We start from the raw sequence: 12,734 nt of genomic DNA on the forward strand, positions 1-12,734 counted from the left end.
CCAGAAACCTGTGAATTCTTGTATCTCCCGTTAACCATCAGGATTTCAATCGTCTGCTTCGGCGTTCAGCGCGCCCCCAGCAACGCCTCAAAATCCGAAGCCTGAATCTCCGAAGCCCCACGCAACATGTCCCGCGCCAACGCCCGTCGCTTACTCAGCAACTCATCCAGCGTCGCCTCAAACGTCGGCATCGCCGAATCCCGAACCGTCGGGTAGTACACATACACATCCTTCTCCTGCCCAATCCGATAGGCCCGATCCGTAGCTTGATCTTCCTTGGCCGGGTTCCAGCAACGAGTAAAGTGAATGACGTGGTTGGCCGCCTGCACATTCACTCCAAACCCGACGGCGATAGTGGACAGGATGATGACTGCGAAGCCAGGCAGCTCCTGGAATTGGTCGATCAGCTTCTGTCGACTATTGGCGCTCTGACTGCTGGTACTGGTATCGCCGTTGATGACCGTTGCCCGAAACCCGAAATGCTCCTGGATCGAGTGCTGCAATTCCCGCTGGATATCACGCAACTCGGTAAAGACGATGACCTTGTCGCCGTTCCCGGCTCTTTTGATCGACTCAAGCGTCTGCATCAACCACTGCAGCTTCGGCGAGTTGTCGCGCAGTCGCTTGTCGGGCTGGACGCTATAAGGGTGGGCGCAAATGAGCTTGAGCTTGTGCAGCAACCCAAGCATGCCGGAAGTCTTTTGATCGAGCTGTTCTTCGATCTGCTGCTTCTGGCTGTACGCGGATATTTCGGACAGGTACAGATTGCGCTGCAAGGCATGCATGCTCAACGAACGGCATGCCGTGTCTTCAATTTTGGCAGGCAGGTCTTTGGCAATGTCCTGCTTGGTACGCCGCAAAGTCTGCGGATCGATAAGCCCTCGAAGGCGCTCCAGGGCAACCGTATCGCGCTCCAACGCGGCTTCGATTGGGCGCTGATATTCGCGGCCGAACTGGTTCAAACCACCCAGAAAACCTGGCTGAATGAAGTCGAAGAGGCACCAGAGATCTATCAGGGTGTTCTCGACAGGCGTACCGGTGCACGCCACTCGAAATCTCGCAGGAATGGCTTTAATCGCCTGAGTGACCAGTGCCGCGGGGTTCTTCAGCTTCTGTGCTTCATCGCACACGACGATCGACCACTGCTGACGCGCCAGGGAAAACTCCTGATCGCGAAGTGTCTCGTAAGTCGTCAGGACGATTCGGGCGCCGCCCATCCAACCCGGGCGCAACAGATTCTTGATGCCCTTGGCTTTCAAGTCAGCAGGGATTTCTTCCTTCTTGAACTTCACCGCACTTAACGCTGAGCCATACAGCTTCAGCACTGGCAGCGCGTCAGCGAAGAAGAACCGGTGAAGCTCTCGCTCCCAGTTATCGAGCAGCGAAACCGGGGCGACGATCAGTGTTGGCTTGTCATCCGGGTACTGTTCCAGGTACCAGACCAGGAAGGTGAGCAACTGGATCGTTTTTCCAAGCCCCATGTCATCCGCGAGCAAGCAACCTGACACGTCCGAGGGGGACAAGCGGAACAAATGCTGCAACCACGCGACGCCTTGAAGCTGGTGCTCACGCAAGACGACTTCAGGCTTGAGCAGGTTGGGCAACTCAGGCGTTGCATCCAAAGCGGCGCGTAAGGCTGCCTGCCGAATCTGAACGTAGGTCGGCTCGTCAATGTTGTGGCCGATTTGCAGTACGGCGCGGCCGACCTTTTCCTGTTGCTGGACCAGGCCGGTAGTGACAGGGGCGATCTTCTTGGACCAGGCTTCAAACAGTTGCTCGGCGGCGGCAATCGAGAGCGGTGTTTCGGACTCTGGCAAACAGACCGTTTCATCACCGGCAGCGCGAGCTTGGTCCAACCGCTGCTCAAACGCTTCAAATTGAGCGCGGTCGGATGGATCCCAACGCCCAAGAATTTCTGCGTCAATGCCCAGCGCCGCCACATCCTTCGGCAGCCAGTTCTCGGTCGCCTCTTTGACGAGGAAAGGCGAAGTTATCTTTTCCGCTTCCCCGATGCCAGTCACACGGTCGCCGTATAGAGACAGGTCCAGGACTGAGTCGAACTCAATACCGGCCGCTTCGTTTTGCCAACGCTTAAGCAGGTCGCTGATACCTGCCAACTGGCGCAAATCAAAATCGCTGAGTTCCAGCTCATAGCCCTGCCAGAAACCGGCAGGCATGCCAGCGGCCAATTTCAGCTGCAACTCATGCACGAAAGGCGCTAGCTCATAAGCCGCTTTGAATTCAACTTCGATGGGCGGCTGCGGGGTTGGCGAGATGGGTTCGAGCGTCAGGTTTACCTGCACAATGTGCTGTCCCGCTTCATCCAGCTTGGGCTCGAGATGAAAGCGGTGAAAGAAAATCCCGGCCTCGGCCAGGTCGTCTTCATAGGTCTCGGCATCCAACACCTGCGCGGCACTTTCGCCAAGTGCGCTGTACGGATTGCGGACAAAAGACAGAGCATCGTCGCCTGCGACCCGACGTCCGGGCAACGAGCGCACATAGTCCAATACAGATTTGACTTCAGGCTCAATCAGGACGTGAGTCAACGATCCATCATCACCGGTCACCCGGTATCGATCCTGAACCTGATTGGCGCCGTCGAAACTCTCAAGCCAGTTTGCCGGCTGGCCTTCGAAGGTTGGTTGCAGCTCGATAACCGGCGTATTACCTACTGTCGATTTTCTCGGGTTGAGCCGCAAGCTTTCAGGTTTGATAACGACGGTCTTATCCAGGAAGCCATCCATACCGGCACCCGCCTTGCGCGCCAACTTCCTGATGCTGGCCCAGCCAATCTGGTTAGTTACTTCACCAGGCTCGTTTTGTTGAGCCAGATAAAGTTGTCGTACCGCACCGGTCAGTTTCCAGCACGACTCAGGCAAAATCTCCATTTTTCCGTGGTGCTGGACGATGCCGCCCGTACGCTGCACCTGCACATTTGAGTTGGATTGCGGATCACGCCATCCACTGACGGAGACTTTGAAATCGTCGGAGGCAAGGCTGCCTTGGCTGCTCAGTTGAGGAATGAGTGCAGTCTTTGGTGGCAACCCCAATAGCGGCAGACTGGTTAAGTGCTCTGGTTCATCAAGAAGCCGATAGAGTTCATCCCACGTCAACAACCAGCGATCGCTGAGTTGGGAGACGAACTCCTCTTCTTCCAACTGATCCAGATAGCTTGCCAGCGGCCAGGACTCCGTATTCTCCGCCAAGCTCAGGGGATAACAAATGCCCTGCTCCTCAATGAAAAAAACAGGCTCAGTATTTTCTAACGCCGAATTCGGCTGCAGGCCAATGCCTTTGAGGAAACGCTTGAGCATTACGGTCTCCAGAACCGGAGTGGCTGGTGATTGACGGGCTTGAAGCCCAGGCGTTGGAGCGCAGCAACGGCGGCCTGATCATTGTCATCCAGCTGAACTTGAAACGCACCGCCGCGCGCGCGGTGGTCATAGACTTTGTGTTTGACAGACTTCAGGGCGTCACGGACTTGGTCTTCGAAAGGCAATTGCCTGGCTGAATCTGGCGCTCCGGCCTGACTCTGCACACGAATACCCAATTTCTCGAGGGCATCATCGAATTTGCTGAGCCAGCCCTCTACGCGATTTGGGCGGCTAGGTGCAGGTGAATGCCGCATAGGATTGAACGCACTTGCCTGCTTCAGATCTGCTTTAAGTGCAAGCTGAGATTTGTCCGGATTGAACGGTGAATCATCTGCTTTGTACACATAGCAGGCATTACCTGTTCCAGAAAACTCCACGAAAAAGTAGTTTCCAATCTGCATGACTACGGCATTATTGTGCCCGGGACCGCCTACCAACTTGCTCAGGCGCCCTTTGTTCTTCTCACGGAAATGAACGAAGTCCCGCCCACTGTCATGCCACGCATCCGAGCCCATGACAATGCGGGTGTAACTCATCTGGTTGGCAAATCTCAGCCAATAATACAGACGCGACTGATCAACCTCGGAGTCTCCCTTCAACAGGTTGAAGAAGTGCTCCAGATCTTCCTTCGCGAACCACGCCACGACCATCGCACAGACGTCTTTTTCAACATACTGCAGCCAGCTGTTTTGCCTCGAACGGATCTGAGGGCTGCCCCAATTGTCGAGTGCAACCTGCTTAAGCAGTGACGATGGCTTTTCTCGATAGGCTGCCCCGTGATAACGCGACAGGCATGCACTCAGAATGTCGTTCATGTAGCGCGGGTGCTGCCGACCAATTTCGACAAGGTCGGCTAAACGCTGAGAAAACTCGGCGTCATCCAACATGAAAATACGAGAGATCAGTACGTTGAAGATCCTTCGCCACAGCCAACTGCTGTCAGGGATCTGCGCAATTGTCTGCAGCACTGAAAGGTCGCTGATTTCACCCTTGAACATCTGGTCACCCAGCCTGGCACCTGCCTGTTCGGAAAAAAGCTCCTGATGTTGCTGGACAATATGCACCCATTCCTTCTCGCGTTTTTGCTGACCTCTGACGCAATCGAAGCCAAGCTGAACGTCTGCCCGCAACACACACCAATTGGCGTTCTGATCAGGCGTTGCGGCCTCGTACCCAAAGTAGCTAAAGCACAGCGCCAACCAATCGCGACGGCTAAGCTTTCGTTTTTCGATACGGTGATGGATTTCTTTGTGCACTCGGTCAAATAGCTGGTCATCGTCCAGAATCGGCCCGACTCGCTCACTCTTGTCCGAGAGGCCAGCGAAGACCAAGCGCCATTCAGAGGCGTTGAGCGGGAGAACATTGCGGAATTTGCTTATCGCAGCACGGCGCTTTTCCTGAGGTGGCGGCAAGGCCTTTTCAGCGCGCTCGAATCGTTCGTAAAGATCAATTCCCGCAGCACCCAGACGGGGGAATCGCGCCAACGGTTCAGGCGCCGCCCCTGTTCGATGCGTGGAAAGACTCAGGTTAATAGCGGCGGATAGCCTGGCGATTGGGCTGGTCATCGGTTCATCGCCAACTGACACTTTTCCATATCAGTGTTATTGAACACTGGCACTTCTGGCTTGAGATTGTCTTCCTTTTCCTTCAAACCGAAGAACTGCATGCGCAACTCCACCCGCCGGCTTTCTTCCTTGGTGTCCTTTGCATTGTTAAAGGACACACCGCCCGCCAGGAACATCGATCTGATTTGCTGCTGATGCTCCGGCGACAATCCGACCTGGAGCGGGCTGCGACTGTCGAGCAGACTGCACATCACCCACTCTGAACGCTGCAATGAAAGGTGCAGGTTATAAAGATAGGAACCGTCGGTGTCTGTCGATCCCTCGATCACCACCTGCTTGAACCATTTACGACCTACCTCACTGTTGGCCGCCTCCAGAATCATCGGCACAACCTCTTGAAGCGCCGACTGACCATCGTTGCTCAGCGCGTACTGGTTATGCCCAAAGCGCCCAGCGTCGCCGAAGCTAATCCGGTTATCTTTGCAATCCACCACGATGGTCTTGCTGGCAGTCTTCGCCTTAAGGCTCAGGTGCTCGCAGATTTGACTGATGTCCTTATTACGCTGCTTCTCCCCCTGCTCCGCCTGGTTAATACGCTGCGTCACAGAACTCAAAGCCGCCACCATGACCACGAGAAACAGAATCATCATCGCGGTCATCAAATCAGCGAAGGAGATCCAGAAAGGCTTCTCTCCCTCGTCTTTTGAACGGGCAGCCGAAGGCATTTGCTTACCAAACATCGACTAGCCTCCGTTACTGCTTGATTCGTTCCATGATGTCGCCGAAGTCATCAATGCTTTCCTTGACCCCTTCTACGCCGCCGGCCAGGAGCTTGACCACTTTGTCGAGCTCGGTATCCAGGCTACCCAAGGTCTGTCTCAAGGTCCGATCCATGCCATCACCGAACTCTTTGAACCCGTTACCCAGCACACCACTGATGTTTTCCAGGTATTCATACACTTCACGGTTAAGCGCCTGCATCCGCTCGCTTTGAACCTTCAGGTCCTGAAGATACTGGCTGCGACCGCTGGCCTCCCCTTGCGCACTTGCAACAACGCCTTCGATGACCGCGAGAGTTTTCGCCAGCGCTTCACGATTGTTTCGATAGTCCGCGACCACGGTGTTCAGCTCACGTGATGCCTGTGCAAGCTCAGTACCTGCGCCCTGGACTGTGCCCATCAGACCCGCAGTCGACTCACTGGCTCGCGCAACACTTTGTCCGGCGGTTTCGAACCGTTCAGCCGCCGCCCGCATCTTGTCCGCGCCTAGCTGCATGCTTTGCAAATGCTGCTCTGTTTGCGCACTCAATGCCCTGACGGTGTCCTGGGCAGACTTCTGTTGCTCAGACACTGTTTGCAGCAACGCCTTGACCTGTTCGTCCAGCCCGCCCACCAGGTCGCGGGTACCTTGATGCAGGTCGGCCTGCGCGGCACGGGTGGATTGATCCATCTGCTGTTGACCATGCTCCAGTTGCTTGAAGACTGCCGAGAGCTGCTCACCCAGTACCTCAACGGAGCCCGCAATTTTCGCCATGGTTTCCTGTTGACCCTGGCCGATGTTCTGTTTGATCGATTCAACAAAAGCCTGGAGATTCTCAGCCATTGCCTGTTGGCGAGCCTCGCTTTGAGCAAACAACTTCTCCAATTGCTCGGCCATTCGAGCACCTGCCCCCTCACCTTCGTTACCGATACGGGCAACTGAAGCCTGAAGATTGACGAGCATCTCGTTCATCCCCGCTTGCATGGCATTCTGTCCGGCCTGCATATCGGAGAGTAACTGGGCAATCATGGTCGAGCTGTTTTGGGTCGAGGACTCGCTAGCCGAACGCATATCTTGGATCAGCGTCGAAAAGCCTTGCTGCATCGACTGCATGGCGGCAACGGACTGACCCATCAGTTCGTGTAGACCGTTAAACTGTTGGCCGAACGTACCTTCCAGCTTGTTCATGAAGGCTACTAGAACATCCTGAAGAAGGTTCTGTACTTGCCCTGACTGGTCGCCACTGGCGGCCTGAACCGCACCCGCGATAGCTTCAAGGGGGGATTTGAGACTGTTCTCAATCGCACTGCTTACCTGATCGGCCAACAACTGCCCAGAGTCACGGTAGGTCGTTGACAAGGTATCCGCCAATTTGAGGCTTTCGCGGACTTGGGTATCAACGAGGTTCTGCAGCATTTCCCGCAGATCGGTTACCAGGCTGTCCTTGAGCTGACGGGTTTGCACGGAGCTTTCAGCACTCGAGCGCACAAGCTCCGCCAGATACTCTTCACCTACACCGCTGTCGAAAAGCCCGTCGATGGTTTCGTTGAACGTTTCAAGGAGCCTGTAGCATTGCCCTAGACGCCACTTCTCAGTGATCGTGACGGCGATAGAAGCCATGATTGAAATAAAGGAACCGATGAACGCAAACAACACGTCCTTGAGCAGCTTATCAACGCTGGCATTTACCTGTTCTGGGGTACTCGGATCAAAATGCTGAAGGCCTAACATCAAGCCGAAGAAGGTTCCGACAATGCCTATACCAGTCAAAATACCAGGTAGGTGTTTGTAAAACTCAGTCCCCAGCGGTGTATCAACCACACTTTGAGGGGAGAAAAAATGCGCGGCTCCGGCGGTGGCACGCGACCGAATAAGGACCTGCTCGCCTTCCTGAAACTCAAACTGGTCGTGCAGCGTTTCAGCGTACTCGTGCCAGGAGTGCTCCAGCTTGCTTCCATTGAACAGTCGCTCCAATTCAGAGCGCCGCTGAGACGGGGCGAGCGCTTTTACACCCTGCACGCGTTGAGTCAGATTTTTCAGCTGACTGCTAAGTTTGAAGGACCTACAAAAATAACGGACAAAGTACCAAGCGCACAAAATGAAAACGAAGCCAACTACCGTTATTGGCGCGATCAGCTGCTCGGAGCTTGCTGCACCCCATAGATGCACCAGCGTCGATAAATCCATACTTTCCGCCTTCAATTAAACAATTTTTTGATGTTCAGGACGCCTGCAGCACCCAGATTGATGCGTCAATCGCCAATCCCGCTGGCGATCGATGACAGCACCTTGCTCGGCACGCGATTTTCAGGGCGCAACAAATTCGGAATGGAAGGGCGGTAGTTTCACTACGGCTGATCAAGAACCTTCCGTGGACAAATGTTAGAAAATCATGTCCTTATGCCATCACCTTAGCCTGAGCCTTAACCTTCGTAAAGCTGGACACGATCAATGGGTCCCAGATCTAAGAGATCCGATAGGTTTATCGGGTGTGTGTTCTTCGACCACTGTACAGAGACACCAGATCCCTCGAGCCCCTCTGCGATTTGATCAGTGTCGAAAAATTTGATCCTGCCCAGCCAATTCGCGAACCATCAGAAGGCTGTCCAGCTCCGGTGCTGGTAAAGCCTGTTTGCACTCGAGAGGATGCTGCTTTGATTAGGGTGTAATTTCGCAAGGTATTCCAGTTGGTATTCCATCTAAAAATAAAAACCGATATTAATCATATAAGTCAATAAGATAACGGCTTGATTCAGATTACCCCGGCCCCACCAAATACGAAGCAAGACAAAACCCGCCCAGTGCGGGTTTTGTTGCATCTGGGGTTCGGTAAACCAAGGCTCACACGCCCCCTGCAGGGAGCGGGCTTGCCCGCGAAGAGGCCAGCCAGGCTCAGTAGAACTCGTCCAGCAAACAGTAAAACGCGATGCGTCGCTGATCCGGTTCCACACCATAGGCACGAAAAAAGGGCGCTACCCATGCCTGCCCAAGATTGCGCGCTATGCTTCGGGCGGCCAGCGCAAGGTCTTGATAGATATCACTGATGCCTAGCCGACCGCAGTCGATGTAGCCGGTAAAGCGGCCGCCTTCGATCATGAAATTCGGCAGGCACGCATCGCCGTGGGTGACCGCCAGATCACAGGTTTCAGGGAGCGTCGACAGCAGCTCTGCGAAAACATCCTCAGCGGTCCGCCCCTTCCGCTCATCGTCAAAGTCTGCCTCGTCAACGAGCCCGGCACTCACTCGGCTCCGGGCGGTCTCTATGCGCAGCTCCGGCGAGTGGTCAAAGGGACATGTCTCAATTGACACCTGGTGCAGGGTACGCAGCGCCATCGCCAGGATGCTGATCACTTGAGGTGCAGACAAATCGTTGGCACTGGCCAGGTCATGTCCGGGGACGGCACTCATGAGTAACCAATGGCGATCGTTCTCTGTTGTGGCATCAAGAACTGTTGGCCCAGGCAGATCAAGCCGGTTCATCCAACGCAGACGCTCAATCTCTTGCGGCAGTTCGCTGTGCGCGCCAATGGGCTCGGACTTCAGGAACAGGTGTTCGCCGTTGATGCAGCAGATGCGAGAAACCTCGGCGCCAGACTCTCCGATAGTTTGTCGTTCGATGGGTGCTGCACTGAATATCTGGGCCCATTGGGCAGGAATGTACATACTCTGACTGACTCAAATGTTGGCGGATTCTCGGCCGAGCGAACTTGCCTTGGCATTCAACAGCAGCATTCAGGAATGCAGAACATGACTACCCGGATTCTCGCCCTCCTAGCGGCAATGGTTTGCCTGTCGGCACAGGCCGCCAGCGAAGTCGCCCCTCGGGTCGAGCATGTCTCTTTCAAGAACGGAGCTGACAGCATCAGGATCTCCGACTCGATCAAGGGCCGGCTGACCGCCGAGTACCGCCTGCGCGCGAAGGCGGGCCAGATGCTGACGGTCGACCTCAAGCCTTCCACTGCTTCAGCCTATTTCAATATCACTGCCAAAGGCGAGGAATACGCGCTGTTCAATGGCTCGATCATGGGCAATCACTTCCTCGGACCGCTGCCCGCCGATGGCGACTACATTGTCCAGGTGTACCTCATGCGCAACGCTGCGCGGCGCAACGAGGTGGCGAACTACAGTCTCTCGTTGAACCTCGGCGCTACAGAGGCCTATAGCCGACCATTCGACCAGACGCTCGAACTGCAAGGCATCGCTTTTCATGTGACGCAGGCATCGGTCGATGGCCGTCGGGAGCTGCGTATCTCTCCGCGAGGGCTGGAAATTGATAACTCAGCCATGACTCACCCCCTGACGGGCGACATTGCCCGGGCGGAGGTCGGGGACCTTGATCGGGATGGCTCACCGGAAATCTATGTCTTCATCAGGTCACCGGGACGCGGACTGCCTGGCGAGCTCGTCGCCTACGCCGCGAACCGAAAAAAATCCCTCAGTGCGATCTATCTGCCACCCGTCAGCGAAGACCCGAAGATCGCCGAGGGGTATCGGGGCGAGGACGAGTTTGCCGTGGTGGAAAACACTTTGGTCCAGCGCTTTGCGCTGTATGACAGCGCGAAGGCCTCGGCGGGGCGGACCGGGAAAATGCGTGAGATTCAGTACCGGTTGATGCCTGGGGAGGCGGGATGGATTTTGCGCAGGCAAAAGGTGATGGAGTATTGAGCCATTTTTGGCGCGCGGAAAAAAACACATCCCCCTTCTACACTCAACCGCACACCCTCTCGCTCCCCCGCCAAAAGAGCCCCCATGACCGCACTCAAAGACCGCCTCAAGCAAGGCAAGGATGCGCGCAAGAAGTGTCCGCGCAATCAGCAGGCTGCACTGGGCAAAGCCCATCGCGATCCGATTCCGCTGATCAAGGCGTCGAGTGAGGGTCGCATCCAATCGCTGGTCGAATTGCGTTATGGCCGCATGCTGGAGTCGTCTTTCAGTTTCTTTCGCGGCAATGCGCTGCTGCAGGCGCACGACCTGGCCGGGACGCCGGACATGGGGCTGGTTGCGCCGATCTGTGGCGACTGTCACCTGAAGAATTTTGGCGGTTTTGCCACCCCCGAGCGCAATCTGCTGTTCAGCGTCAATGACTTCGACCAGGTTCATCCCGGGCCCTGGGAATGGGACTTGAAGCGGCTGGTGGCAAGTTTCCTCGTGGCTGCCCGTGACTTGCGCCATGGCAGTACCGTGGAAGAAACAGTCTGCCACCAGCTGGTGGGCGCCTATCAGCAAACGATGCTCGAATGCGCCGAACAAAGCGCGCTGGACACCTGGTACGAGTCCATCACTTACAACGACTTACACGCACAGGCGAGCGAAAACACCCTGGAGCATGTGCAACGGGCGATACAGAAAGCCGAGCGTCGTACCCATGCGCAACTGCTGCCGAAAATCAGCGAACGGGACACACAAGGTCGCCTGATCATTCGCGACGACCTGCCGGAAATTTTCCACCTGCACAACCACACCACCTTGCTGGATGCCGACGATGACTGGCTGCGCCTCTCGGACTGGCGCCCGCTGTATGACACCTTCCTGCGCGACTACCGCGGCACGCTGCAAACCGACCGCCGCGAACTGCTGTCGCGCTTCGAGGTGCAGGACATGGCGTTCAAAGTGGCAGGTGTCGGCAGTGTCGGTACGCGTTGCCTGGTGGCGCTGCTGACCGACGAGCAGCAATTCCCGTTGTTCCTGCAATTCAAGGAAGCGCGACGCTCAGTACTCGCAGGCTACGTGAAGGCCAAGTCGCGGGCCAGGCATGAGGGTCAGCGCGTGGTTGACGGCCAACGCCTGATGCAATCGGCCAGCGACCTGTTCCTTGGCTGGACCACCGGCCCCAACGGACGTCACTTCTACGTGCGGCAGTTACGCGACATGAAGATCTCGGCCGAACTCGAGACCTTCGACGCAGAAGCGTTCGCAGCCTACGCACAACTGTGTGGCCGCGCCCTCGCCCGTGCGCACGCCAAGGCTTCAGGGCGCGCCGCGTACATCAGCGGCTACATCGGCAAGAGCGAGGCCCTGGCCGATGCGCTCTATCAGTATGCCCAGGGCTATGCAGAACAGAATGAGCGCGACTTCGAACGCTTCCAGCAAGCGTGTCGCAAGGGCAAATTGCGCGCGCGCTCGGAAGAGGATTTTGCCGCGGATCATTTGCCTTAGACACGGTGGCATGCGCCACGGGAACCACATGAACTTTTATTCACCCTGCGTTCAGGCAACTCGCTGTACATTTGCCCTCGCTCATTCAAGAAACTACGGTTTGCCCGCCCTCCCGCGGGCTTTTTTTTGTCTTGAGAAATGTCCTACCCTGGCGCAGATCCCGGAGAAAAATCCCACAGGTCTTTCAGGTTGTGGCTCGGAAGGGGGCTTATTAATCTTTTGTCGTCACTGACCACTCAGTGATCGGGTGTGAGAACCCGGCAAGTAATAGCCATGCACTACCAGTATCCGCATAATTGCCGGCAGCTTGTCCGCTGCCTGTAGATGCGTAATGGCGGCTGTGTGCGGGCAGACTTTTGTCTGACCGGGTGGCTATGACCGGATTCTCACCTCGCACATAGCTGCCACCTCTTTGCTGTGTGAGAACGGCAAGTACTGGCACCCACGCAAGAGGTCAATCATCTTGGATAAGCAAACCCCCGATCCCCCCTTCGAAACCACCAAGCCCTACCGCCCCAGCCCCTTCTTCACGATCCTCCCCGACATCAACTCCGAAAGCCTCCTCGCCCACGCCTGCGAGTCACTGGCTTCAGCCAGCGTCATGCTCAATGATTTCACCACTTACCTCACAGGCCCCCAACGCAACACCGCACTGGGGATTGCGCAGATCGTCATGCTGGCGGAGCTGGCTGTGAACAGGGCGCTGGATAATGTCGATCCGCAGGGCTAGGAAAGTAGACCGCGTTATCGTTCTTCGCGAGCAAGCCCGCTCCCACATTTAGTCTGCGGCGTATGCAAATACTGCGGCCACCGAAAGACTATTGTGGGAGCGGGCTTGCTCGCGAAAGCAATTTGCCAGGCAACAAAAAAACAGAACATC

8 protein-coding genes are annotated in these 12,734 nt (G+C 56.0%); 3 read left to right on the top strand and 5 right to left on the bottom strand.

Features of this window, described 5'->3' with window-relative positions; all coding sequences use genetic code 11:
• Positions 1-65 precede the first annotated feature (65 nt).
• The 5 genes from zorD to NQL71_RS06755 all read right to left on the bottom strand — a co-directional run bounded on the left by zorD (position 66) and on the right by NQL71_RS06755 (position 9,361).
• On the bottom strand, positions 66-3,314 hold the full coding sequence (zorD, locus tag NQL71_RS06735) for a type I Zorya anti-phage system protein ZorD (RefSeq protein ID WP_274642437.1): 3,249 nt from the start codon (positions 3,312-3,314) through the stop codon (positions 66-68).
• Positions 3,314-4,939 (bottom strand): type I Zorya anti-phage system protein ZorC, encoded by a 1,626-nt coding sequence (gene zorC / locus NQL71_RS06740; RefSeq protein ID WP_274642438.1) that lies wholly within the window; start codon positions 4,937-4,939, stop codon positions 3,314-3,316. The genes zorD and zorC overlap by 1 nt, the downstream gene beginning before the upstream one ends.
• A complete protein-coding gene (zorB1, locus tag NQL71_RS06745; RefSeq protein ID WP_274642439.1) occupies positions 4,936-5,679 on the bottom strand; it encodes a type I Zorya anti-phage system protein ZorB1 in 744 nt (247 codons plus the stop codon). The genes zorC and zorB1 overlap by 4 nt, the downstream gene beginning before the upstream one ends.
• 13 nt (positions 5,680-5,692) lie before the next feature.
• Positions 5,693-7,885, bottom strand: a complete 2,193-nt coding sequence (gene zorA1 / locus NQL71_RS06750; protein ID WP_274642440.1) for a type I Zorya anti-phage system protein ZorA1 — start codon at positions 7,883-7,885, stop codon at positions 5,693-5,695.
• A gap of 705 nt (positions 7,886-8,590) precedes the next feature.
• A complete protein-coding gene (locus tag NQL71_RS06755) occupies positions 8,591-9,361 on the bottom strand; it encodes an APH(3')-II family aminoglycoside O-phosphotransferase (protein WP_274642441.1) in 771 nt (256 codons plus the stop codon).
• An 84-nt stretch (positions 9,362-9,445) separates the two neighbouring features.
• Between NQL71_RS06755 and NQL71_RS06760 the strand changes: the two genes are divergently transcribed.
• The 3 genes from NQL71_RS06760 (at position 9,446) to NQL71_RS06770 (ending at position 12,584) form a co-directional block, all read left to right on the top strand.
• Positions 9,446-10,363 carry a hypothetical protein gene (locus tag NQL71_RS06760; RefSeq protein ID WP_274642442.1) on the top strand — a complete coding sequence of 306 codons (918 nt, stop codon included), beginning with the start codon at positions 9,446-9,448 and terminating at the stop codon, positions 10,361-10,363.
• 84 nt (positions 10,364-10,447) lie between these two features.
• Positions 10,448-11,854, top strand: coding sequence for a DUF2252 domain-containing protein (locus NQL71_RS06765; protein ID WP_274642443.1), 1,407 nt, complete (start codon positions 10,448-10,450; stop codon positions 11,852-11,854).
• Between the two features lie 463 nt (positions 11,855-12,317).
• Positions 12,318-12,584, top strand: a complete 267-nt coding sequence (locus tag NQL71_RS06770; RefSeq protein ID WP_274642444.1) for a DUF6124 family protein — start codon at positions 12,318-12,320, stop codon at positions 12,582-12,584.
• Positions 12,585-12,734: the final 150 nt, after the last annotated feature.

This window comes from Pseudomonas serbica (genome assembly GCF_028823535.1).
GTDB classification, from domain to species: Bacteria; Pseudomonadota; Gammaproteobacteria; order Pseudomonadales; family Pseudomonadaceae; genus Aquipseudomonas; species Aquipseudomonas serbica.